At 66.1% G+C, this 22,560-nt stretch carries 24 protein-coding genes; 16 read left to right on the top strand and 8 right to left on the bottom strand.

Features of this window, described 5'->3' with window-relative positions; all coding sequences use genetic code 11:
• From VMI09_06615 to VMI09_06605, 3 genes are all read right to left on the bottom strand, one after another.
• Positions 1 to 567, bottom strand: a 567-nt coding sequence (locus VMI09_06615) for a MaoC family dehydratase (GenBank protein ID HTQ24352.1), incomplete at its 3' end; no start/stop codon positions are given.
• A gap of 26 nt (positions 568 to 593) precedes the next feature.
• Positions 594 to 1,748: an acyl-CoA dehydrogenase family protein gene (locus VMI09_06610; protein ID HTQ24351.1), complete on the bottom strand. Its 1,155-nt coding sequence runs from the start codon at positions 1,746 to 1,748 to the stop codon at positions 594 to 596.
• Complete coding sequence (locus VMI09_06605; GenBank protein HTQ24350.1) at positions 1,745 to 2,236, bottom strand: MaoC family dehydratase; 492 nt, start codon at positions 2,234 to 2,236, stop codon at positions 1,745 to 1,747. Before VMI09_06605 ends, VMI09_06610 begins: the two co-directional genes overlap by 4 nt.
• Before the next feature lie 315 nt (positions 2,237 to 2,551).
• Between VMI09_06605 and VMI09_06600 the strand changes: the two genes are divergently transcribed.
• The 13 genes from VMI09_06600 (at position 2,552) to VMI09_06540 (ending at position 16,520) form a co-directional block, all read left to right on the top strand.
• On the top strand, positions 2,552 to 2,905 hold the full coding sequence (locus tag VMI09_06600) for a hypothetical protein (protein ID HTQ24349.1): 354 nt from the start codon (positions 2,552 to 2,554) through the stop codon (positions 2,903 to 2,905).
• A complete protein-coding gene (locus VMI09_06595) occupies positions 2,906 to 3,046 on the top strand; it encodes a hypothetical protein (GenBank protein ID HTQ24348.1) in 141 nt (46 codons plus the stop codon).
• Between the two features lie 73 nt (positions 3,047 to 3,119).
• Positions 3,120 to 4,925: an oligopeptide transporter, OPT family gene (locus VMI09_06590; GenBank protein ID HTQ24347.1), complete on the top strand. Its 1,806-nt coding sequence runs from the start codon at positions 3,120 to 3,122 to the stop codon at positions 4,923 to 4,925.
• An 80-nt stretch (positions 4,926 to 5,005) separates the two neighbouring features.
• Positions 5,006 to 5,503, top strand: coding sequence for a transcriptional repressor (locus tag VMI09_06585; GenBank protein HTQ24346.1), 498 nt, complete (start codon positions 5,006 to 5,008; stop codon positions 5,501 to 5,503).
• Between the two features lie 6 nt (positions 5,504 to 5,509).
• The gene (locus VMI09_06580) at positions 5,510 to 7,570 is read left to right on the top strand and encodes a hypothetical protein (protein HTQ24345.1); all 2,061 of its coding nucleotides are present in this window, start codon (positions 5,510 to 5,512) and stop codon (positions 7,568 to 7,570) included.
• Positions 7,570 to 9,180 carry a DHA2 family efflux MFS transporter permease subunit gene (locus tag VMI09_06575; GenBank protein ID HTQ24344.1) on the top strand — a complete coding sequence of 537 codons (1,611 nt, stop codon included), beginning with the start codon at positions 7,570 to 7,572 and terminating at the stop codon, positions 9,178 to 9,180. Before VMI09_06580 ends, VMI09_06575 begins: the two co-directional genes overlap by 1 nt.
• Before the next feature lie 275 nt (positions 9,181 to 9,455).
• The gene (thiL, locus tag VMI09_06570) at positions 9,456 to 10,448 is read left to right on the top strand and encodes a thiamine-phosphate kinase (GenBank protein ID HTQ24343.1); all 993 of its coding nucleotides are present in this window, start codon (positions 9,456 to 9,458) and stop codon (positions 10,446 to 10,448) included.
• A gap of 18 nt (positions 10,449 to 10,466) precedes the next feature.
• Positions 10,467 to 11,672 (top strand): hemolysin family protein, encoded by a 1,206-nt coding sequence (locus tag VMI09_06565; protein HTQ24342.1) that lies wholly within the window; start codon positions 10,467 to 10,469, stop codon positions 11,670 to 11,672.
• Positions 11,663 to 12,949, top strand: a complete 1,287-nt coding sequence (locus VMI09_06560; protein ID HTQ24341.1) for a hemolysin family protein — start codon at positions 11,663 to 11,665, stop codon at positions 12,947 to 12,949. The genes VMI09_06565 and VMI09_06560 overlap by 10 nt, the downstream gene beginning before the upstream one ends.
• Positions 12,950 to 12,982: 33 nt before the next feature.
• The gene (gene larB / locus VMI09_06555; protein HTQ24340.1) at positions 12,983 to 13,753 is read left to right on the top strand and encodes a nickel pincer cofactor biosynthesis protein LarB; all 771 of its coding nucleotides are present in this window, start codon (positions 12,983 to 12,985) and stop codon (positions 13,751 to 13,753) included.
• Positions 13,750 to 15,078 (top strand): AarF/UbiB family protein, encoded by a 1,329-nt coding sequence (locus VMI09_06550; protein ID HTQ24339.1) that lies wholly within the window; start codon positions 13,750 to 13,752, stop codon positions 15,076 to 15,078. Before larB ends, VMI09_06550 begins: the two co-directional genes overlap by 4 nt.
• Positions 15,075 to 15,968 (top strand): hypothetical protein, encoded by an 894-nt coding sequence (locus VMI09_06545; GenBank protein ID HTQ24338.1) that lies wholly within the window; start codon positions 15,075 to 15,077, stop codon positions 15,966 to 15,968. Before VMI09_06550 ends, VMI09_06545 begins: the two co-directional genes overlap by 4 nt.
• Positions 15,969 to 15,986: 18 nt before the next feature.
• Positions 15,987 to 16,520, top strand: coding sequence for a hypothetical protein (locus VMI09_06540; GenBank protein ID HTQ24337.1), 534 nt, complete (start codon positions 15,987 to 15,989; stop codon positions 16,518 to 16,520).
• Positions 16,521 to 16,538: 18 nt separating this feature from the next.
• On the opposite strand, the gene VMI09_06535 is transcribed toward VMI09_06540, so the two are convergent.
• Together VMI09_06535 and VMI09_06530 are read right to left on the bottom strand one after the other, a co-directional pair.
• A complete protein-coding gene (locus VMI09_06535; protein ID HTQ24336.1) occupies positions 16,539 to 17,270 on the bottom strand; it encodes an FAD-dependent oxidoreductase in 732 nt (243 codons plus the stop codon).
• Between the two features lie 41 nt (positions 17,271 to 17,311).
• Complete coding sequence (locus VMI09_06530; GenBank protein HTQ24335.1) at positions 17,312 to 17,695, bottom strand: 2Fe-2S iron-sulfur cluster-binding protein; 384 nt, start codon at positions 17,693 to 17,695, stop codon at positions 17,312 to 17,314.
• Between the two features lie 128 nt (positions 17,696 to 17,823).
• On the opposite strand from VMI09_06530, the gene lexA reads away from it, so the two are divergent.
• Positions 17,824 to 18,432 (top strand): transcriptional repressor LexA, encoded by a 609-nt coding sequence (gene lexA / locus VMI09_06525; protein HTQ24334.1) that lies wholly within the window; start codon positions 17,824 to 17,826, stop codon positions 18,430 to 18,432.
• A gap of 49 nt (positions 18,433 to 18,481) precedes the next feature.
• Here the strand turns inward: lexA and VMI09_06520 are convergent, their stop codons facing one another.
• Together VMI09_06520 and VMI09_06515 are read right to left on the bottom strand one after the other, a co-directional pair.
• The gene (locus VMI09_06520; GenBank protein HTQ24333.1) at positions 18,482 to 19,459 is read right to left on the bottom strand and encodes a HAMP domain-containing sensor histidine kinase; all 978 of its coding nucleotides are present in this window, start codon (positions 19,457 to 19,459) and stop codon (positions 18,482 to 18,484) included.
• Positions 19,460 to 19,643: 184 nt separating this feature from the next.
• Entirely contained in the window at positions 19,644 to 19,901 is a 258-nt protein-coding gene (locus VMI09_06515; GenBank protein HTQ24332.1) for a hypothetical protein, read from the bottom strand.
• 81 nt (positions 19,902 to 19,982) lie between these two features.
• Between VMI09_06515 and VMI09_06510 the strand changes: the two genes are divergently transcribed.
• Positions 19,983 to 20,849, top strand: coding sequence for a carbon-nitrogen hydrolase (locus VMI09_06510; protein ID HTQ24331.1), 867 nt, complete (start codon positions 19,983 to 19,985; stop codon positions 20,847 to 20,849).
• Positions 20,850 to 20,949: 100 nt separating this feature from the next.
• Complete coding sequence (locus tag VMI09_06505) at positions 20,950 to 21,993, top strand: agmatine deiminase family protein (GenBank protein ID HTQ24330.1); 1,044 nt, start codon at positions 20,950 to 20,952, stop codon at positions 21,991 to 21,993.
• Between the two features lie 33 nt (positions 21,994 to 22,026).
• Here the strand turns inward: VMI09_06505 and VMI09_06500 are convergent.
• On the bottom strand, positions 22,027 to 22,560 hold a 534-nt coding region (locus tag VMI09_06500; protein HTQ24329.1), incomplete at its 5' end, for a hypothetical protein.

Here is a 22,560-nt window from a genome sequence, read left to right as displayed (position 1 = left end):
CGCCGGCTTCGCCGGCGGGCTCGCGCGCAGCCGAAACCCGCGGCGCTTGAGCAGCACCCGCCGCTCGCCCTCGAACACCACTTCGCCGCGCTGATTCACACCCCAGTGGCGAAAACGCACCTCGCCCGCGTCGGCGCTCTTGTACCGCGCAAGATCGGGACGCCCGGCCATCGCCGCGTCGAAATCGCGTTTCTCCATCACCTCGGAAAACGCGTAGAGCGTGTCGCCGTGCAGGACCGGCGTGCGAAACCGGATCTTGTCCAGCGCGAGTTCGGCCAGCGCCTGCTCTCCCGTATCTTCCATCGCGAGCCCGATCACCAGCGAGGCGGTGACACCGCCGAAGGTGATGCGATGGCCGACCGGGTTGGACTCCATCAGGTGCTCGTTGAAATGGGCCTGTGCCGTGTTCATCACCAGGTTGGTGATGAGCACGTTGTCGATCTCGCCGACGGTCTTGCCGCGCGCATGTTCGTAAACGTCGCCGACCGTGAAATCCTCGAAGTAGTTGTCGCGGCCGGTAAGGCTTTGCGGCTCCGGCGCCAATCCCTTTCCGCTATCAGCAGCCATCGTATGCGCTCCCGTCTCGCGCGCGTCTAGTCTTGCGGCCCCAGCAGCCGGTCCGAGATCACGCGAAGCTGGATTTGCGAGGTGCCCTCGAAAATCTTGGTCAGCCGCGCGTCGCGCCAGTAGCGCTCGATCGCAAAGTCCTTCGTATAGCCATAGCCGCCGTGAATCTGCAGTGCGTCGCTGGTGACCCGCTCGGCCATCTCGGAGGCGAACCACTTGACCATCGACGCCTCCTTGTCGCAGCGGCGCTTGCTGTCCACCTCGTTGGCGACGAAGTACATCAACTGGCGAGCGGCCTCGATATTGGCGGCCATCTCGGCCAGCTTGAACCGTATCGCCTGAAAGTCGCCGATCGGATGGCCGAACTGCGAGCGGCGCTTGGCGTACTCGATGGAATCCTCGAGCGCGCCGCGCGCCAGCCCGATCGCACGCGCGGCGGTATGCACGCGCGCGGTCTCCAGCCCCGACATCATCGCGTAAAATCCGCGCCCTTCCTCGCCGAGCAGCGCTTCGGCCGGCAGACGGAAGTTGTCGAAATGGAGCTCGAAGGTCTTCCAGCCGAAGTAGCCGATTTTGCGAATCGGCGATCCGGAGATTCCGGACGGGAAGGTGCCGCGTTCTTTCTTCACCAGGAACTGGCTGATCCCGACATGGCGGCGCTTGGGGTCGGTCGGCGGCGAGGTGCGCGCGAACAGCACGATATAGTCGGCGCCGTCGGCGAACGTGCACCAGGTCTTGGTGCCGTTGATCACCCATTCATCGCCCTGGCGCACCGCCTTGCATGCCACGTTGGCCAGATCGGAGCCCGCGTCGGGCTCTGAGAGCGAAAACGCGCCGAGCCATTCACCCCGCGCGATTTTCGGAAAGTAGCGGCGCTTGTCTTCTTCCGTCACCCCGCCCCATAGCGAATTGCCGCGCGCGATGATGCTGGCGACGCTCATCCACGCCCGCGCCAGTTCCTCGGTCACCAGCGCGTACTCGAACACGCCGAGCCCCAGCCCCCCGTATTCCTCGGGAATCAGGATGCCGAAGTAGCCGAGCTCGCCCATCTTGTCCCGCAGCGACATCGGGATGTCGCCTTGCTCGGGGTCGAGTTTGTTGGCGATGGGCAGGACCTGCTCGATGGCGAAGTCGCGCGCCATCTGCTGAATCATTTTGCGCTCGTCGGTGAGGTAATTCATTTATTGACGTTCCTCTTGCTGACCAGGTTGGTGCGGCGAAAGTCGATCACCAGCTCGCCGCGGCTGTCGTGGCCCTCGGTGTGCCAGGTGACGATCCCGCTCTCGGGCCGGCTCGACGACTCGCGCTTGTCCATCACCGTGCTGCGCGCGCTAAGCGTTTCGCCGGGATAGAGGGCCCGATGGAATTTAAGATCGTCGACGCCGAGGAACAAACCGCCGGCCTCGCTCAAATCCTCGACCGAGAGCCCGAATACGGTCAGAAAAACCAGCATCGGGTTGAGCACGACGCCCCGATGGCCGTGGGCGCCCGCGTAATCCGCGTTGAAGTAGAGCGGGTTGAAGCTGAGCGTCAGGGTCGAAAACAGGCTGTTGTCGCCGTCGTTCAGCGTACGTCCCCAGTGATGCTGGTAAACGTGGCCGAGTTCGAAATCCTCGTAGTGATTTCCCTTGGGCCATTTCCTGGCCCGCGATTTGAATTCGTCGCTCATTCCGTTTGCTCCGGCTTCATACGCCCCCGCCTTTGCGGCACTTCACGGCGCTGACGATGCGCCCGCTTTGGGGAGCATAGACAACCGGCGCCATATTGGCGAGTTTGTGCCCGCGGTGGCAAGAACGGCACCGCCCCGAACACACCGGCCGCGACGGAACTCAACCGTCGTTGGGAGTGTTAATCAGCCAAAGCGTTTCGTGCTTCAGCGTCGCACGCGGCTGGCTTGGACGCCTGAGAGCGGCCGTGTTATCGTTTTATTGTTCGACCAGAGCGGCAATGGCGAGGCCCTGGACTCAAACAGGAGAGCGTTAAGATGCGCAGGCTGATGACCTCGATAGCGCTGCTCGCGGCGATGGCGCTTGCGGGCGCGATGCCGGCGCGCGCTGGCAGCGGGTTGTCCCCCTGGGACAAGATCTCCGCGCTGCTCGGCAGCAAGCATGAAGATGACAAATTCAAACTCATCAACGTCGCCGATCTCGCCACGCTGAGAGCCGATCCGAACTCGCATGTCGTGATCCTCGACGCGAACGTTCAGGATACCCGCGACAAGTGGGGCGTGATTCCGGGAGCGCGGCTGCTTTCCTCATACGACAGCTACGACGTCGCGACCGAACTGCCGCCGGCCAAGAGCGCGAAGCTGGTTTTTTACTGCGCCAACACGCGTTGAATGGCTTCGCACGGGGCCGCCCGGCGGGCGGTCGCAGCAGGTTACCTGGACGTGAGCGTGATGGCCGACGGAATCAAGGGATGGGACGAGGCCGGTCAGCCGCACGTAAACTCGGCGTCGGCTCAGCACGCGGCGATGTGACCGTCCCCGCCTTCGTGCCCGGTCACACTTTTCTGATCGTCGTCCTTCGCCGCATCCTCTCAACAAGTCTCCAGTGGCCTGGCTGAGCGCAGCGCCGCCCTCCTCCGGCGACGACGCGCCGCCGCGTGAAATCACGCCGCGCGCGATCGCACTTGGCCTGGCACTCGCGCTGCTGCTCGGCGCGGCTAACGCCTACCTCGGGCTTTATGCCGGCATGACCGTCTCGGCGAGCATCCCGGCCGCGGTGATCTCGATGGCGGTGCTGCGGGCGCTCGGCCGCGCGACGATTCTCGAGAACAACGTGGTGCAGACGATTGCCTCAGCCGGAGAAGCCGTCGCGGCGGGCGCGATTTTCACATTCCCTGCGCTGGTCGTGCTGGGCGAGACCGGCGCGCTGTCGTACCGCGACGTCACGATGCTGTCCGCGGCCGGCGCCGTGATGGGCAGTCTGCTGGTGGTTTTTCTGCGCCGCGCCTATATCGTCGAAGAGCGCCTGCCCTTTCCGGAGGGCGTCGCGTGCGCCGAGGTGCTCCGCGCGGGCGAAGCCGAAGGCGCGAGTGCGATGCCGCTTTTGTGGGGCGGACTCGCGGCAGCCGCGCTCAAGGCCGCGCAGGATATCGTGGGCGCACTCCCTCAAGCGGTGCAGTCCGCACAATGGGCCGGCGAGTACGTGCTGGCCGGCGCGATCGACGTCTCTGCGGCGCTGCCGGCGATCGGCTACATCATCGGGATTCGAATCGCGAGCCTGGTCTTCGGCGGCGGCGCCTTAGCCTGGCTCGTCGCAATACCGATCGCGAGCGCGTACCACCCGGAGTTGCGCAATCTCGACCCGCAGGCTGCCGCGCACACAATCTGGAGCGGACAGGTGCGCTACCTCGGGGTCGGCGCGATGCTGGTGGGAGGAGTGGCGACGCTCTGGCGGCTGCGGGAACCCATCGGCCGCGCCCTCCGCGAGAGCATCCGGATGGCGCGCGCGACTCACGCGGTCGCCGTCGCCCGCGAGGACCGCGACCTCTCGACAGCCGCGGTGCTGGGCGCCGTCGCGCTCGTAACCCCGCTGATTTTCGCGATCTGCCTGATTCTCTCGGGAAGCGTCCTGCTGAGCGCCGTGCTGTCGCTCGCGCTGGCGTTCATCGGTTTCTTCGCCACCGCGATCGCCGGCTACCTGACCGGGATCGTCGGCGCGTCGAACAATCCGGTTTCAGGCGTGACGATTATCGTGCTGCTGGCGATCGCGGTGCTGCTCAAGCTCTGGGGCGTGCCGGCGGGGATCGGGCCGCATCTGGCGATTACCGCCGGCGCCGTCGTATGTACGGCTGCCGCGATGGCCGGCGATTCATTGCATGACCTCGCAACCGGATACCACGTCGGGGCGACGCCGCGCGCGCTCGAAATCTCGGTGCTGGTGGGCGCGCTCGGCTCGTCGCTGCTGATGGCGCCGATCCTGAACATGCTGATTCGCGGCTATGGAATCGCGGGGACAGCGGGCGCGCGCGCGGGCGCGCTGGCCGCGCCTCAAGCGTTCCTGATGGCCAAGGTTGCGCAAGGAGTTTTTGCGGGCGGCCTGCCCTGGCGCATGATCGCGGCGGGCGCCTTGCTGGCCGCGGTGCTGGTTGGCGCCGATCGGATCCTCGAGCGGCGCGGCACGCGATGGCGCACGCCCGTGATGCCGGTCGCGATCGGCCTCTACCTGCCGCTCGGCTTGAGCGTCGCAATCTTTTTGGGCGCGCTCACACGCGAGGCGCTTGGCGGCAGCACGCGAGAGAGCGGCGGCGGCTCGGGGCTGCTGTACGCGGCGGGGATGGTGGCGGGCGAGGCGCTGATGGGCGTGATGAGCGGCGCGCTGGTAACCGCAGGTATCAAGCTGCCGCTTTGGTGAGGCGAAGCGGGCGCACCAGCGGCGCAGGCCGGGCGCGCAGGGATTGATCGCGGCGCCGGAGCGGATGATAATCATTATCAGTGACGGAAGTTAAACTGTTAGGCCCGCGCGGCCGCGGCCAATACGCCGAATCCAGGCTCGCCGAATTTATCGCCAACTGCCGGCGCAAAAAGATGGCGGTGACTCCGCAGCGCCTCGCCGTGCTGCGCGCTCTGCTCGAATCGGGCGACCATCCGCGCGCCGATCGCATCTACGCGCGCGTCCGTCGCGAACATCCGCGTATCTCGCTCGCCACCGTCCATCGCACGCTCGAACGCCTGTGCGAGGTCGGCGAGGCGCGCAAGGTCACGCCGCTGCACGACACCGCGCGCTACGACGGCAACACCCGCCCGCATCATCACGTAGTCTGCGTGCGCTGCAAGCGAGTCGAGGACGTCGAGGCGCCCGAATTCGATCGCCTGCTCGCCGGCCGGGAGACGCTCGGCGAATTCCGTCTGCTGGGATGCTCGGTCGAAGTGCGCGCGCTCTGCGATCGATGCCGCAGGCGCGGCGCGGTTCGTTCCTCCGCGGCACACTGAGCGCGCTTGCGGCGTTGGGTAATAATCGCCGCGATCGTCATCTTCTGCCTGCACGGCGCACTGCTGCTCTCGACGCTCAATGACTGGCGCGTCACGCTCGATTCCGGCTACCACGTCTCGCTCGCACGCCAATACGGCGAACACGGACTGGTCGCGTGGGACCGGATCAACTTCGGACCCGGCGGACGGCCGAATCTGCAGGCTCCGCTGCTCCATCTGGCGATCGGTGCAATAGGCCGCGCCGTGGGCGGGACGGGCGATGACTACGTGCTCGCCAACGCGATCCTCGCGACGGCGCAGTGGGCGGCGGCGATCGCGACCGCCGCGTTCTTCGCGCTGACGTTGGGCGGAGAATGGGCGATGCTGCTCGCGGCCGCGCTCTTGAGCGGCGCCGGCTATGCGTCGGCTTCGTTCGCGTCCGGAATTCCTTCCGGATGGCTCTTCATCCTGACTCCCTGGGCGATACAGCTTTTTCTTGGCCGGCGCCTGGCGCCGGCGGCGGTCGCCGCCTCGGCAGCGATCTACGTCCATATCGCCGGCCTCGCGATGGTTCCGCTCGGGATGATCGTCGCCGCCGCGCTGACTCGCCGATGGGGCGACCTGATTCGCGTCGGCCTTGCGATCGCAATCATCACCGCGCCCTGCTCTCTCCATTGCCTGCGTTACGCGCAATGGTTCAGCGGGGTGCGCAACTGCTCGCCGCTCCTGCTCGACCCGCTGCTCGACGCACTCGGACTTATTGGTCTTGCCGCCGCGATGGAGCGGCCGCGCGACAATGCGTTTCTCATCGCATGGGCGATTGCGCCGCTGGCCTGGCTTTTTCAGGACCCCGGACGTTTCGTCGTACAGTCGGGTCTCGCGGCGAGCGTGCTTGCAGCCGTCTGGCTGTCCGGATGGCTTGCCCGGATGCGCGAGACTAGCCGCGCCGCCGTTGCCGCGCTAGTGATTGCGCTCGCGACGCTTACGCCCTTCGGCAGCCCGGCGCTCGCGACTGAAGCGGCATGGGCGGCGGGAGTACGCTATCCGCGGGCGCTCGATTGGCAGGAGGCCAGCGCGCTTGCCGGCGCGATCGAGCGCCACGGCTTTACGGAAAAACTGGTCGCCGTTTATCAACCTGCGCTCTGTCCAGCGATCGCGGTCTATGCGCCGATCGCGTGCGAGAAAGGCCATTGGGTCGAGGTGCAACCGCCGGCCGATCCCGCGGACGCGGTGGCGGCGGCAAGCAAAGTTTATGTGCTGCCGCTTCGCCCTGACGATCCCGCGCTGGATGCAACGGTGCGGCGCGGATGGCTTCGTGCATGGGGCGGTGCGGCCGATTCAACGGTAGTGACGCTCGCCTCGAGCGTTCCGCTCGAGGCCGCGTCCGCGGCCACCGGGCAAATCGTCGCGGCCGACGCCGCCTGGCTCTCCGCTCATGCGATCGACAATGCGCTGCGCAGTGACGAATGGGTCGCGATGTTCTCGCCGGGCAAGTTGCGCGCCCGGCGCACGCAGTTGCTGGAGCAGCGCGAGCACGCCGGGCGAATTCAAATTGCGCTGCTCGTTTATGCCGCCGCGCTGGAACCTTCGTTCCCGCCGCAGGCAGCCGCGATGCGGCGCGCGGCCCGCAGCTTTGGCGTGATCGCAAGCTTTCTCGGCGACGGGCTCGCGCGCGGTTTCGAGACCGGCGCGGCCACGGCGCGGCTCAGATGGCGGATGGGGATGCTTTCGGCGGCAGCGCAGTCGATGGGTCGGCAGCCACCGCCCGATGAGGAGTTCGAGCGCGCGCTGAATGAAACCGTCGAGGTTTATCTTGCGTCGAAGGGCGTGACCTTCTTCGAGCGGCCGCCCGCGGACGATCGATACTCGTTGTCCGCACCGCTCAGGTCGATTGCGAGCGCGAGCGGCCGTATCGGTGGGTGCGTCGCGCGCACGCTACTCGCGGAAGGCCCGCGATTCTTGCATAATTACCGTCACGTTCGTGCCTGCGCGAAATTCGAAGCTCCGGCCGCGCCGAGTTATCGGCTTGTAGCGACTGCGTCAAAGTACCGAGTTCTATCGCCCGGCCGCGTCCCGGTAACCCGCTGATGGCAGAAGCCGCCGCAACGATCGAAGCGCCCGCGCAGGCGCACGCTTACGTCGAAGGGGCGCTCAAGTGGCTCATCGCGCTCGCGGTCATCCTGTGCACCATCCTCGAGGTTCTCGACAGCTCGATCGTCAACGTCGCGCTGCCGCACATGCAGGGCAGCTTCTCGGCCAGCGTCGATGAAGTGACCTGGGTCGTGACGACCTACCTGGTCGCGGCAGGCATCATGATTCCGACCACCGGATGGGTCGCCGGGCAGTTCGGGCGCAAGAACTACTTCCTGATCTGCATCGTCACCTTCGTGCTGTCCTCGGCGATGTGCGGCGCGGCACAGACGCTCAACCAGATGGTCGCGTTCCGCTTCCTGCAGGGAATCGCCGGCGCCGCGCTGCAACCGCTGTCGCAGGCGATCCTGATGGAGACCTTTCCGCCCAACGAGCAGGCGCTGGCGATGGCGATGTGGGGAGTGGGCCTGATGGTCGCGCCGATCATGGGCCCGACGGTGGGCGGCTGGATCACCGACAACTGGAACTGGCGCTGGAATTTCTATATCAACGTGCCGATCGGCATCGCCGCGGGGCTGATGGTCTGGACTTTCGTCCACGATCCGCCGTACCTGCGCAAGCTCAAGGGCAAGGGCCGCGCCGACTACCTGGGAATCCTGTGCCTGGTGCTTTCGCTGGGCCTCGGCGAGATCGTGATGGACCGCGGCGATCGCGCCGACTGGTTTCAGAGCGCCTGGGTCGTCTACTTCTCCGCAATCGCGCTAAGCGCCTTTGTCGTGTTGATCGTGCACGAATGGCGCACGCCCAATCCGATTCTCCAGGTCAAGCTGATCACCAACCGCTCCTTCGCGGTTCCGACCGCGCTGCTCATCATCCTGACCTTCACCGCGTACGGGATGCAGATTCTCAACCCGGTCTTCCTGCAGGAGTTGCTCGGCTACACCGCGTGGAAGGCGGGGCTCGCGATGGCGCCGCGCGGGATGGGCGTGATGGCGGCGATGTTCCTGCTCGGCGCGATCGCGCGCAAGGGTTTCGACACGCGCAAGCTGGTCTTTCTCGGCTACATCCTGATTGCGGTCGCGCAATGGCAGCTCTCGACGCTCGATCTCACGATGAGCATCTCGAACTTCGTCTGGCCCACGGTGATCCAGGGAATCGGGATGGGCCTGATTTTCCCGACCCTGGCGGGCGCGGCGCTGAGCTCGGTCAGCCGCGAGAACATGGGCTATGCGGCGAGCTTCTTCTCGATGGTGCGCAACATCGGCGCGTCGATCGGGACCTCGACTCTGACCACCTATCTGACCCACCTCGAACAGACTCGCCAAAGCTACCTGGTAAACCATCTCACGGTCTTCGACGCCTGGCGTCTCGGTGCGACGGGACCGCGCATGCCGGGCGCGATGCATTTCGACTATATGCATTCGCTCGTCACCGGCCAGAAGCAGGGCCTCGCCATGATCTATAGCCAGGTACAGCGTCAGGCGATGATGCTTTCGCTTAACGATATCTATCGATCGCTGTGCTACCTGATGGGCGTCGCGCTCATCATCGCCCTCTTCCTGCCGCGAATCCGCCCCCAGGGCGGGAGCGCCGCCGCTGCGCATTGAACGCAGGATTCCGAAGGACCGGTCGCGTTGGAGCCTTCATGGCTCTGCCCGTTCTCGCGGTGGCGAGGCCTGGGTACTTCGGGTTCAGGCGGGACGCGAGACCTCGCGACCGGCAAGCCTTTTCCACACCGGCGGCGCCTTCGGTATTGCCCGCGTTACGCGAATGCTCTAGCGTGACTTCGTGACCGCCAAGTCTGGAACTTCGCCGCGTGCAGCGGCGCATGGCCATCGCCACTGAGGCTGCGCGTCACGCCTTTCGCCGCCTGGCGAACCCTGTGAGCAGAACGCCCGGAGAGTTCCAATTAATCCAGCGGCTGCTTGGGCATCTCGGCCCGAGCCGCCGCGCAATCCTCGGTCCCGGCGACGATTGTGCGATCCTGCCCCCGGTTCGCACGCGCCAGCTCTTCACCATCGATTCGCTGGTCGAGGATGTGCACTTCAGGGTCGCGTGGACCACTCCTGAAGCGCTCGGCGCGCGGGCGCTGACGGTCAACCTCAGCGATATCGCGGCGATGGGCGGAAAGCCGACCGCATGCGTGGTCAATCTCGCGGTGCGCGAGGGGCTCGGCGTGCGATTTTTCGAGCGGCTGTACGCGGGGCTGGGCAGCGCCGCGCGTCGAGCCCAGGTCGAGGTGGTTGGCGGCAACGTCACCCGCGCGAAAGAGCTGACCGTCACGATCGCACTGCTCGGCGAGGTTCCCGGCGGTGCGCTCAGGCGCGACGCCGCGCGTCCGGGCGACGCGATCTACGTAACCGGCACGTTGGGCGACGCGGCGGCTGGACTGCGTATCCTGTCGGGGCGCCTTCGCGCGCGCGGCGCCGCGCGCAAGTTCCTGGTCGATCGCTTTCTGCAGCCTGCCGCGCGTATCGCGGCCGGATTGCGCCTGGCCCGGATCAAACCCGCGCCCGCCGCGATCGATTTAAGCGACGGGCTGTGGCAGGACCTCGGCCATCTTCTCGAGCGGAGCCGCGTCGGCGCCGAGATCGACGCCGCCGCGCTGCCGCTTTCTCAAGCCTACCGCGCGGTGCTGGGCGGCGATCCGACGCTCGCGCTTGGCGGTGGCGAAGACTACGAATTGCTGTTCTGTCTGCGCGAGCCGCGTGCCGCGGCCGCGCTGACCCGCAGCCTGGGGGTATGCGTGAGCCGTATCGGCCGCGTCACTACTTCCGGCGAAGCAGTGCTGGTAAACGCGGGCCGCGTGGCGGTGCGCGGCGGTGCGCCGGCGCTGGCCGGATGGGACCAGTTGCGCTCGCTACCGGATGGGTAGGCGATCGAAGTATCGGCGATGCTGTTAGTGCTGGTCATCCTTTTGCTCGGAGCGAGTGCGCTGCTCGCCGCCTCGGAAACCGCGCTTTTCGCGCTGGCGCGAATGCAGCACACCCGCGCGCGCCTGGGCGAGGCGGCGGCCAAGGCCGTCGATTCATTGCTGCGCCGCCCGCTCGAATCGCTGCTCGTGATAATCGGGTTCAACGAGGCGATTAACATCTTCGCCGAATGTCTGGCGACAACTTTTCTCCTGGCCTGGCTTGGGCCGCCGGGAGGATGGATTTCGGTGCCGGTGATGTTCGTGCTGGTGCTGCTGGTCAGCGACATCGCGCCCAAGACCTTCGCCCTCGGCTTTCCCGCCGCGGTGGCGCGGCTGACCGCACCGCCGCTGGCCTCGGCCGCGCTGACCCTCCATCCGCTGGCGCGGCTGTTGGTGCCCGAGGAGCCGACGCCCACCGCGCCGCTTTCGGAAAGCGAGTTCAAGGCGCTGCTGGTGGCGAGCGAACGGTTCGGCCAGGTGGCGCCCGCCGAGCGCGAGCTGATTGACAAGGTCTTTGCCTTCGGTTCGCGGCGGGTCTCCGAGATCATGACGCCGCGCGAGCGCATCTTCTCGCTCGACCTCGACACCCCCGCCGAACGCATCATCGCCGAAGTCGCTCACGGCCATTTCTCGCGCGTCCCCGTTTACCGCGGCAATCTCAACAATATCGTCGGGGTGCTGCGGGCCAAGGATTTGATCGCGCGGCGCCTGGAGTCCATGCCGCCGCGCCTGGAGCGGCTGGTCCGCGAAGCCTACTTCGTGCCGCCGGGCAAGACGCTCGGCGAATTGTTCGAGGAGATGCGTCAGCGCCGCCTCCAGCTCGCGTTCGTGGTCGACGAATACGGCCAGCTTCTCGGACTGGTCACGCTCGAAGACCTGCTCGAAGAGCTGTTCGGCGAACTGCGCGACGAATTCGAGCTCGAAGGCCCCGACCTCGCTCCAGCCGGCGAGCAGGCATGGATCGCCTCCGGGACGATCGGCCTCGCGCGCCTGACAGAGGCGCTCGACGGCGGCAATGCCTTTGCCCCGCGCGGCCACGAACGCACCCTCAGCTCGCTGGTGCTGCGCCGGCTCGGCCGCGTTCCGCAGCCAGGCGAGCAACTGCGGCTGGGCGCGTTCGAGGCGAAAGTCGAGAAAGTGCGCGGCGCGACGATCGAGCAGGTGAGGCTCACGCGATGGAGCTAGGCGTGCTCATCGCCGCGATCGCGGCGTGTATTCTGGTGCAGGCTTTCTTCGCCGCCAGCGAAATCGCGATGGTGGTGACCGACGAGACTAAGCTCGCGGCCGCCAATGCGCGCGACCAGCGCGAAACTCCGTTGCTGCTCGCGCTGCTGCGCCGCCGTGAGCGGGTGCTGGCGCTCACGCTCACCGGGGCCAACCTGGCGACGGTTATCGCCGCCAGCGTGCTCACCGTGTTCATGCATCAGTTCGGACCCCACTATTCCTATCTCGCGCCCTTCATCCTGGCCCCGCTGACGCTGCTGATCGGCGAATCGTTGCCCAAACTCCTGACCTTCCGCCGTCCGATCAGTTTCGCACGGATCGCCGCGACCCCGCTGCGCGCTCTCGAAGCCGCCTTCTGGCCGATGCTCCAGATCGAAACCGTGGTCAGCCGATGGCTCAGACGGCTCGCCGGCGTGCCCTCTGACATGCAGAGCGTGTTCATCACGCGCGAAGACCTCGCCCTGATGATTCGCTCGCTTGCCGATCAGCCGCAGCCTTCGATCGCGGATGCGATCCTGCCGGCCGAGCGCCAGATGATCAGCCGCATCTTCCGCTTCAGGAACGCCGAAGCGCGCCAGGCGATGGTGCCGCTGGTGCGGGTCGAGGCGGCCGCGCTCGAAACCACGCTCGCGGAAGCCGCCGAAATCGCGCGGCGCTCCGGCTTCAGCCGGATCCCGGTCTTCGAAAAGCGTATCGTCAACATCGTGGGGCTGCTCCACGTCTTCGATCTCCTCGAAGCGCCCGACCTGAGCCGTCCGGTCAGCGAAGTGATGCGCCAGGTGGCATACTATGCCGAATCCACGCCGCTGGACCAGATGCTGCTCACCTTCCAGCGCACCGGACAGAACCTGGCCGTCATCGTCGACGAGTACGGCGGCGCGGCGGGGATTCTTACGCTCGAGGACCTGCTCGAGGAGATCGTGGGCGAGATCGAAGAGGAGCACGCGCCGGGCGAGGAACTGGTGCGCGTGATAAGTCCGCGCGCGCTCAGCGCGTCGGCGCGCGCGACCGTGACCGAACTCAACGAGCGCTTCCGACTGCGACTGCCGGAAAGCGCCGAGTATGCTACGATCGGCGGGCTCGTGGTCGAACGTCTTGGTCATATTCCCCGGCCCGGCGAACAGCTCAAGGCAGGCGAAGCGACGCTCACGGTGGTGCGCGCCGACGCGCGCGCGGTGCGCGAAATTCTGATCACGCCCGCCCGGCCACTGTATGCCGAGCAGGCGCGCCGGCGCTAACCGGGGAATGCGGCCGGCCCGAGAGCAATTACGATGACCGAGGAGCGCTTGCGCCGGCTGCTGGAGCAGGTCGCGGCGGGAAGGCTTGACGCCGCAGCGGCGCTCGAACGCCTGCGCCATATGCCCTTCGAGGATCTCGGCTTCGCCAAGGTCGATCAGCATCGCGCGCTGCGCCGCGGAGTACCCGAGGTGATTTTTGGCGAGGGCAAGAGCGCCGCGCAAATCGCGGCGATCGGCGCGCGCGTTGTCGAGGGGGGCGCCAACCTGGTGGTCACGCGGCTCGACCCGAAAAAGGCGCGTGAGTTGCGCCGCCGCCTCCGCGGCCTCGTGTATCATCCCGAAGCCCGCCTCGGCGTGATCGTCAAGCGCAGGCCCGCGCAGCGCGGGCAGGGAATCGTGATGGTGATTTGCGCCGGAACCTCGGACCTTGCGGTGGCCGAAGAGGCGGCGCTCTGCGCCGAGCTCTTCGGCAATGCGGTCGAGCGGCTCTATGACGTCGGCGTCGCCGGCATCCATCGTCTGACCGCCAACCTCGAGCGCGTGCACGCATCGGCAGTGCTGATCGTGGCCGCCGGAATGGAAGGGGCGCTGCCCTCAGTGGTGGCGGGATTGACCGACAAGCCGGTGATCGCGGTGCCTACCAGCGTCGGCTATGGCGCCGCGTTCGGCGGCGTGGCGGCGCTGCTCGGAATGCTCAATTCGTGTGCGAGCGGAGTCACCGTGGTCAATATCGACAACGGTTTCGGTGCCGCCTTCGCCGCCACTCTCATCAATCGCGTCGGGATCGCCCGGGAGCGGACGTGAGCGGAAAGTCGAACAAATCGATCACCTCGGGGCGCACGCGCCGGGCGCTCAAGATGGGCGGACTGGCCTCGCAAGTCGGCACCAGCTACCTGTGGACGTCGCTGCGCAAGCCCTTCCTCGACGCCGCCAGCCACGAGCGCGAACTGCTCGCCACGCACATCCGCAACGCCCGGCGCATCGTCGAAAGCTCCACCCAACTGCGCGGCGCGTTCATGAAGCTGGTGCAGATGCTCTCGATGCGGGAGGATCTGCTGCCGCTCGAGGCGATCGATCTGCTCAAGACCACGCGCGACGGCGTGCCGCCGATGGACTACCCGCTGATCGCGCAGCAGATCCGCCGCGAACTCGGCAAACGCCCGGAACAGCTCTTCGCGAATTTCGAGCCGCGGGCTTTCGCCGCAGCCTCGCTCGGCCAGGTCCATCGCGCGCGGCTGAAAAACGGCGAGGAAGTCGCGGTCAAGGTGCAGTATCCGGGCATCGACGCGACCGTGCGTCAGGATCTCGGCAATCTCAAGCTTCTGCTGCGCACCCTGCAGGCGATCGCGGGCGACCTGATGCGCCAAAAGATCGAAACCCGCACGGTCTATCGCGAACTGGAGGAGCGGCTGGTTGAGGAGCTCGACTACCGGATCGAGGCGCGCAACACCACGGAATTCCATGCGCTCTACGCCGACGATCCCGAAACGGTCATCCCGCGCGTGATCGACGACTTGAGTTCCCGCCGCGTGCTCACGATCACCTACCTCGACGGCTACCGGCTCTCCGACCTGATGAACCCGGCGGCCGACCTGGCGCTGCGCAAATGGGTCACGCGCAAATACTACGAGCTGGTCTGGCGCCAGCTGCTCGAATTCGGCGTGCTCCACACAGACCCGCATCCCGGCAACTACCTGGTGACGCATCATCCGCACATCTGCGTGCTCGACTTCGGATCGATTCGCCACTATCCCGAAGCGGTTCGCCGCGCCAATCTTCAGTTCGCGCGCGCGCTGGTCGAGCGCAACGACCGCGCGCTCGGGCTGGCGCTGGTCAAGCTCGGCTACCTCGACCGCGCGCAGAAGCCGGGCCCGATGATCGAAGCCGTTCACCTGCTGTTCGAGCCGGTGCTGGAGGACCGCCTCTACGGGCCCGAGGAGTACGACCTGGTCGGGAAACTCGCCCAGGTGGGCGAAATCGCCTTCAAGTACAAGCTCTACAAATCGCCCGCGCACGGAGTGTTTACCGTGCGCGCGCTGGTCGGACTCGACGGCATAATGCGCGGGCTCGGCGTGCGCGCCAACTATCACGACCTGTTCCGGGACTGCGTGACGAAAATACCGGCATGAGCACGGCAACCATGCGCAAGCCCCCGCGAGCGCATCGCGCGCCTGCGCCGCCGCCGCTCGACGCGCTCGAACGCCATCGCGACCATCATTTCCGCCGCGTCCGCCATCGGAGCCTACGCGGCGAGCGCGCGGCCCTCGGCTTCATCGAGGAGGTCGGATTTTGCGCGGCGTTCACGGCGGGCCTGGGCGTGCCGTGCCTGCGGGAAGCGATCGAGGGAATGCGCGAGCCGCCGCTGCCCGAACATATCCAGCACGACCACGCGATCATGATGACCTGGAGCATCAAGGATACGCTGCCGGCCAAAAGACTTGTTTACTATGGCAAGGTGATGGCCGGGCGGCCGGGCTTCATCGCGCGCGCCTTTCTCCCCGCCTTCCTCCGACTGCGCGCCGAGCCGCGCGGCTACCGCGCGCTTTACGAGCGCGGGATGCTCTCGCACTGCGCGAAGCTGGTGATGGACGCGCTTGCGCGCCGCGGCCCCGCCGAGACCCGGGCGCTCAAGCTGGGCTCCGGGCACGCGCCGCCGAAAATGCGCGGAGAGTTCGATCGTGCGATGAAGGAGCTGCAGGAGAAATTTCTCGCGCTCAAGGTCGAAGAGCGCTACGACCCTTTCACTTACGTGTGGGACACGATGGAGCATCGATGGGGCGAGGCGCTCCGCCAGACGCGCGAACTCTCGCGCAGCGAGGCCGCCTATCTCGTCGTGCGCCGGTATTTCGAGATCGCGGGGTTCGGCGCCGAACGAGCCGTCGCGCGCGTGCTGGCGATCGACCCGGCCCTGGTTGATGGCGCCGCCCGCCGGCTCGAACGCGAGCGGCGCTTAAAACGCGCGCTCCGCGTCGAGGGGCTCGTCGGCGAGCACAGCATCCTGGCCGAACTGACAGCTTGAGGAAAAGAGGACGAACCGATGAAACAGACCGGGAACCGGACGATTCTGATCGCGGCGCTGATCGCGGGGGCGCTCGGCGGCGCGGCTTCGGCGCGGATGTGGCCCGCGGCGGCAGCGGCGGCCGCCGATCAACAGTTGCTGACGAGCATCAGCGCGAAGCAATTCGAAGTGATGGACGAACAGGGCAACGTGCGCGTCAAGCTCAACGTCTCGGGCGAGGGAATGTCGCATCTGGGCCTCTACGATCAGCAGGGGATCGAGCGCGCCGCGCTGGTCGTGACCAAGGAGGGCGCTACGATGCTTGCGCTGTCAGGCGACGAGGGCAAGCCGCGCCTGGCGGTAAATGTCGCGGCCCATGACGGGCCTGCCGCGTTCTCGCTGCTCAACCCCGACGGCAGCAACGCTGCCGAAATGGCGATGGACAAGGACCAGCGCTCGCTCACGCTGTCCGGCGCCAAGGGCGGCGCCCGCGTGCAGCTGCAGACGGCGGGCGGCGAGTCGGCGCTGACGATCTATGACCAGAGCGGCAAGCCGCTCAAGAAAATTCCCTAAGCCGCGCGGGCGGCGACGTCACCATTGTTCGTAGTGAACGGCGCGCCGCTCGTAGCCGGCCCCGCGCAACAGATCGCGAAGTGCGAGCACGCCTATGCCGACGCCGCATACGTAAAACTGACGGCCGCGTTCGGAATCGGCGTCGATCCATCGGCGCTGCGCTTCGGCGATCAGCCGCGCGTAAAGCTCCGCGGCAGGCGCCAGGACGGACGTGAATTTGACTCCTGCCGCCGACCACTCCTCGATCTCGTGGCGATAAAGGAGATGGTCTGAATCGGTCGCCGCGTAGAGCAGGTTGATCGGCGGGGGCGACGGCATGCCGAGGGCGCGGCGGATCATCGGGCGAATCGGCGCGATCGCGGTGCCCTCGGCTATGAATACGCATTCCTGCTCCGGCGCGCGTTCCATCGTGAACGCTCCGAACGGCCCCGTGAATTGAAGTTCGTCGCCGGCCTTGCGCTCGAACAGGTAGCGCACGCCGACACCGCCCGGCACCCGGTTGAAGCAAATTTCGATCGCACCGGTATCTTCCGGGCTCGAAGCAAGAGTATACGGCCGCACGCGCGTTTCGTTTTCTAGCGCGAGCGAGATCGAGATGAACTGGCCGGGGATGAAGGCGAGCCGCCCGCCGTTGACGAGACTCAGGAACAGCGACCGCGTGTCGGAGTTGTGATCGTGTACCCGCTCGACGCGCGCGCGGTAAACCTGCCGCCGCGGCGGCGAAGCGGCGGGCGTCCCCGGCTCACTCATCGCGGTACAAGTCTCCAGACGAGCCGGCGAGGGCGTTCCGTTCACGGCTCGGGCTTTGGCGCACTCTCACTTACCTGGTTAATGGTGTAGCGGGGAACCATGACTACGATTTCGGTGTCGGGATCCTCGATCACCGCCTGGCACGCCAGGCGCGAGGTCGGCGTCAGCCCCGGCGCCTTATCGAGCAGGTCTTCCTCCTGCTCGGAGGACTCCGAGAGCTTGTTGAATCCCGATTTGACGATCACGTGACAAGTGGTGCAGGCGCAATTACCTCCGCAGGCATGCTCCAGGTGGATATGATGGCCTAACAGGACGTCGAGGATCGAGCCGGGTCTGCCGTCATGATAGAACGGTGCCTCGGCAGGGTTGAATTCAATAACCCGCTCGGGCTCGCCGCTTTCGTAGATAACGCGAATCCTGGCCATCTCTTTCCAGTGGATCAGTTTTGAGGACGCTTTGCGAGGGCTGTCTCTGCCATACTTGCAGATTCGCCGGATTTTCGCCACCATGGATCGCGCCGCCAACGAAAGTTCCGATGGAGGTAGATGAATTGATGGCCACGCTCACAAAACGGCAGAAGCAACTCGTCGATTTCCTAGAGAACTATATCACCGAGCACGGCTACGCGCCGACACTGAGCGAGGTCGGACAGTACTTCGGACTATCCTCGCTGGCCACGGTGCACAAGCATCTACATAACCTCGAACAAAAGGGCTTCATCAGGCGCGTACACAATCACAGCCGCGCGCTCGAAGTCACGGTCGAAAGCAAGCGGCCAGCGGCGCACGAGCTGAAACTTGTCGGCACCGTCGCCGCCGGCGTGCCGATCGAAGCCGTCGAAAGCAATGACACTATCGCGGTGCCCGAGGAGTTCGTGCGGCGGGACAACACATTCTGTCTGCGCGTCAAAGGCGAGTCGATGATCGACGAGGGCATTCGCGACGGCGACTACATCATCGTCGAGGGACGCGACGCGGCTACACCGGGCGAAACCGTGGTCGCGCTTATCGGCGATGAAGCCACGGTCAAGAAATACTTCCCTGAAAACGGCGGCAAGGTCCGCCTGCAGCCGGCCAACGCCAGCATGGATCCAATTTTCGTCAGCGAAGACAACCTGAGGATTCGCGGCGTGGTGGTCGGGCTGATGCGTCACTACCGGTAGGACGAATAGGCGATCCCCCTTTTAACCGCCGACTCCGCCGCCGCGCTTTTCAGGGGACGCTGGCGTCTTCACGAAACGAATCACAAGAGCACGACCACCCGGCCGTCAGTGGCGACGGCCGCTTTCCGCGGTAACGCGGGAGGCGGCTGAATCGCAGGGGGTCTGGGTGTGTGCTTGCCCGCTCTGCCGCCGCGGCCGAAGATCCGTTTGTCCACCTTTTTAGCCCGCTGCTCGGTGATGAACGGGGCGGGCGGCATACGCACAACGAAGCACCGGGCCGCGGCCCGGCGTCGAGGTGACTTCGAGCTTGGGCGCCCAGCGCCCGGACATTGCGATGCACCACGGCGAGGCCCAGGCCAAGTCCGCGATACTTGCGCGCGCTGGTCCGCGATAGCTGCGTGAACGGCTCGGCTGCCTGTTTGATCAGCGCCGGGCTCATCCCCATCCCCGTATCGCTGACCTCGAGCACGAGGCCGGGCTCCGCGTCACGGGCGGGCGCGCCGCTTATACGGACGGTGACGCTCCCATGGTCGGTGAACTTGATCGCGTTGAGGACCAGGTTGGAAAGAATCGAGCGCAGCGGCCGGCGCGCGAGATGAATTGTCGGCGGTGCATCCTCGAGGTCGATCTTGAGACTGACATCCTTGCCGCCCCTGGCCGCTTCGATCGCCGGGGCAAGGTCGCTCACCAGATTGCTTACAAGGACGTATTCCTGCACCCGGCCGGTAACTCCGGCCTCCGACATCACGAACTCCATGATGTTGTCGACGGTCTGGGAGAGGTCGTGCATGTTGCTGTTCATCCGGTCCAGCATCGATCGCGGCTCGGCATCGAGCCTTTCAGCCCATTCGTCGCGCAGGATATCGAGATAGCCGTGCAGCACCTGCAACGGCGTGCGCAATTCGTGCGCGAGGTTGGCCAGCGCCTCTACCCGCATTCCTTCGGCCCATTGTCTGATCCGTCCCTTGGATTCGACCACGCCGTCGCCCTTCGATCCCGAATCATCGGATAGAGTTCGATTTGCCATGAGCGTCCCTTCTTTGCCCTTACGACGCGGACCACGAGGCCTGGCAGCGAAGCGTGGGCGAATTCATGCTTCGCAAGCTAGCCGATGCGAAGGGAGTGCCAAATCGGGAAACCGCCTGCACGCGAGCGGAAGAGTGCCTATTTCTGCAGGAAAAAGTGCTTAGAAGATGGCCCGCCGAGGCCGCTCAGCAGCAACGGTTCGGCCCTTTTTTGCTCTGCGCGAGAGCCTGCTTGACGAGGCGCACGCGATCGCGCCGCGACGAAGCATTGGCGCCGACGCCATTGAGGTGGCGCAACTCGGCGACGACAGGCGCGGCGGCGCTTTCAAGCGCCCGAACGATCCGCTTCGTTCGTGACCGCAGCCAATCGACGTAGCCTGCCGCAGCGCCGCAAGACTGGTTCATCGCAATGCCAATCCTAATCCGAATCGCGCCGGGGTCCAACGGACGAACCGCGCATCGATCATGGTAGGTTAACGCCGCCGCGCTGGCAGCGTTCGCTGTCGGTTGCTATCAAGATAGGTCATGGCTTCCCAACCGCTTCGCGTCGCACTCGTGCAGATGAGTTGCGAGACCGAGCCGCCGCGCAATCTGGAAAAGGCGCTGGTCCGGATCGAAGAGGCCGCTGCGCGCGGCGCCAAGGTCGTCTGCCTGCAGGAACTGTTTCGCTCGCGCTATTTCTGCCAGTCGGAAGAGGCACGATACTTCGACCTCGCAGAGCCGATCCCCGGGCCGACCACCGAAGCGCTTAGCGCGGCGGCCGCAGCGCGCAAGGTCGTCGTGGTCGGTTCGATCTTCGAGCGCCGCGCCGAAGGCATCTACCATAACACGGCGGTGGCGATTGATGCCGACGGACGGCTCGCCGGTTGCTACCGCAAGATGCATATTCCGGACGACCCGCACTATTACGAGAAATTCTATTTCACCCCGGGCGATCTCGACTTCACCGCTCATCGCACCGCCCATGGGACGATCGGCGCGTTGGTGTGCTGGGACCAATGGTTTCCCGAGGCGGCGCGCCTGGTCGCGCTGGCGGGCGCGCAGATCGTTTTCTATCCGACGGCGATCGGATGGGAACGCGGGGAAGTTGAGCGGGTGCGCCGCCGCCAGCTGGAGGCATGGGAAACGGTCCAGCGCGGGCACGCTATTGCCAACGGGATGTTCGTCGCTGTGGCCAACCGGGTGGGCGTCGAGGACAGCCTCGAGTTCTGGGGCAGCTCATTCGTGGTCGATCCGTTCGGCGAGGTGATAGCGCGCGCCGGCGCGGGCGAGGAGATTCTTATCGCCGACTGCGACCTCGCGCTTATCGAAGAAACCCGGCGCAACTGGCCCTTCCTGCGCGACCGGCGTATCGACGCCTACGGCGACCTGCTGCGCCGCTTCCGCTCTTGATTCCCCGGAAGGCTCGGATGACGACCGTCTCGCATGCAAGCGTAAACCGGTGACGCCGCCGCCTTCACCCGAATCGCCGCAGCTCCCGGCATCGTACCGGATGCCGGCCGAATGGGCGCCGCATCTGGCGACCTACCTGGTATGGCCGCACAACCGCGACACCTGGCCCGGTAAATTCGACGCAATACCGCCGCTCTTTGGTCAGATGGCGGCGACGATCGCAGAATTCGAGCCGCTGCGTTTGCTGGTCGCCAGTGACACGATGGCCGAGGAGGCTCGCGCAGCAATCGTCGCCGCGGCAGGCGAGTCGGCGCGGCTCGATCGCATCGCGTTCACAACCGTCGCTACGAACGATTCGTGGATTCGCGACCACGGACCGATCTTCGTTAATCGCGACGCGCCGGCCGGCGATGCTCCCGCGCAGGTCGCGTTGGATTTCGGCTTCAATTCATGGGGCGAAAAATACGGCGCCTACGACCTCGACGACGCGGTGCCGCGCCGGCTCGGCGAGCGATGGGACTTCGAAGTAATCGTACCGCCGATGATACTCGAGGGCGGCTCGATCGACGTTGACGGCGCAGGCACGCTCCTCACCACGGAGTCGTGCCTGCTGAATCCCAATCGCAACCCGGCGCTCGACCGCGCCGAGATCGAGCGGCGGCTCAAGTACTGGCTCGGCGTGACCAGCGTGCTCTGGCTCGGAGACGGAATCGCGGGCGACGACACCGACGGCCACGTCGACGACCTGGCGCGGTTCGTCGCTCCCGCGACGGTGGTGACCGTGGTCGAAGACGACCCGCGCGACGAAAATTACCGCGTGCTCGCCGACAACCTGAAGCGGCTGAAAGCGATGCGCGACGCCGCGGGGCGCGCGCTCACGATCGAGAAGCTGCCGATGCCGCCCGCGCTGTTTCATGAAGGCACCCGGGTACCGGCGTCGTATGCGAACTTCTATATCCTCAATGGCGGCGTGATTGTGCCGACATTCGATTGCGCGCAGGACGCGGTGGCAATCGCGACGCTCGGTCGGCTGTTTCCCGGACGCCGCGTCGTCGGCATCCCGTCGCGGGACCTGGTCTGGGGCCTCGGCGCGATTCACTGTCTGACGCAGCAGCATCCCCAACCTCCCGCCGACAGAGCCTGAGGCGGCCGCTATTATGAAGCGCCGCAGCGCCGCTTAGGGAAACAAGCTCGGCGGCGCGTCCTTGCGCAGGATCGGAACTCCCGCGATATGCGCGGCGGGCGAATCGGCGCGGGCAAAAAGCGCCGCGACCGGGTCGCGATAGATCATGCGCCATCGCGCCTCCCCGCTCATGAAGCGCGCCGCCGCCGAATCCGACGGCATGACCACGTAGTCGGTCGGATACGCGGCGAGCATGGCGGCGGCGCGCGCGCCGCCCCGAATGAAATCGAGGTACTCGCGCTGGACGCGCGGCGGATAGACCATCTCGAAGCGGCTGTCGATGAAGACGCGGGATCCCGCCGGCGCGTGCCAGATGAGGTAGCCGCCCCAGGCGTAGTCGCCGAGGATGTTACCGGCAAGCGCGTGCGCGGCCATGAAGCTGGCCGCTCCCACCGGACATGGCTCGGCCGAGGGCGGCGCGGCCGAGAAGAGGCCCCCGCGCAGCGCGAGCAGCGCCGCCATGAGCGACACGGCGGCCTGGAGCGTCCATCCCATCTTCGGGGGCCTCGGCGGCGGCCCAGGCGCCGC

Source organism: Candidatus Binataceae bacterium (genome assembly GCA_035500095.1).
Classification (GTDB): domain Bacteria; phylum Desulfobacterota; class Binatia; order Binatales; family Binataceae; genus JAKAVN01.
Note: the sequence above shows the minus strand (reverse complement) of the source record. Positions and strands in the feature narration are given on the sequence as shown.

Coding starts and splice junctions, on each gene's coding strand:
- VMI09_06595 (HTQ24348.1), top strand. CDS start 2,906: ATGGCTTCGCACGGGGCCGCCCGGCGGGCGGTCGCAGCAGGTTACCTG.
- larB (HTQ24340.1), top strand. CDS start 12,983: ATGACCGAGGAGCGCTTGCGCCGGCTGCTGGAGCAGGTCGCGGCGGGA.
- VMI09_06535 (HTQ24336.1), bottom strand. CDS start 17,270: ATGAGTGAGCCGGGGACGCCCGCCGCTTCGCCGCCGCGGCGGCAGGTT.
- VMI09_06560 (HTQ24341.1), top strand. CDS start 11,663: ATGGAGCTAGGCGTGCTCATCGCCGCGATCGCGGCGTGTATTCTGGTG.
- VMI09_06575 (HTQ24344.1), top strand. CDS start 7,570: ATGGCAGAAGCCGCCGCAACGATCGAAGCGCCCGCGCAGGCGCACGCT.
- VMI09_06520 (HTQ24333.1), bottom strand. CDS start 19,459: ATGGCAAATCGAACTCTATCCGATGATTCGGGATCGAAGGGCGACGGC.
- VMI09_06565 (HTQ24342.1), top strand. CDS start 10,467: ATGCTGTTAGTGCTGGTCATCCTTTTGCTCGGAGCGAGTGCGCTGCTC.
- VMI09_06530 (HTQ24335.1), bottom strand. CDS start 17,695: ATGGCCAGGATTCGCGTTATCTACGAAAGCGGCGAGCCCGAGCGGGTT.
- VMI09_06610 (HTQ24351.1), bottom strand. CDS start 1,748: ATGAATTACCTCACCGACGAGCGCAAAATGATTCAGCAGATGGCGCGC.
- VMI09_06540 (HTQ24337.1), top strand. CDS start 15,987: ATGAAACAGACCGGGAACCGGACGATTCTGATCGCGGCGCTGATCGCG.
- lexA (HTQ24334.1), top strand. CDS start 17,824: ATGGCCACGCTCACAAAACGGCAGAAGCAACTCGTCGATTTCCTAGAG.
- VMI09_06545 (HTQ24338.1), top strand. CDS start 15,075: ATGAGCACGGCAACCATGCGCAAGCCCCCGCGAGCGCATCGCGCGCCT.
- VMI09_06605 (HTQ24350.1), bottom strand. CDS start 2,236: ATGAGCGACGAATTCAAATCGCGGGCCAGGAAATGGCCCAAGGGAAAT.
- VMI09_06600 (HTQ24349.1), top strand. CDS start 2,552: ATGCGCAGGCTGATGACCTCGATAGCGCTGCTCGCGGCGATGGCGCTT.
- VMI09_06505 (HTQ24330.1), top strand. CDS start 20,950: ATGCCGGCCGAATGGGCGCCGCATCTGGCGACCTACCTGGTATGGCCG.
- VMI09_06510 (HTQ24331.1), top strand. CDS start 19,983: ATGGCTTCCCAACCGCTTCGCGTCGCACTCGTGCAGATGAGTTGCGAG.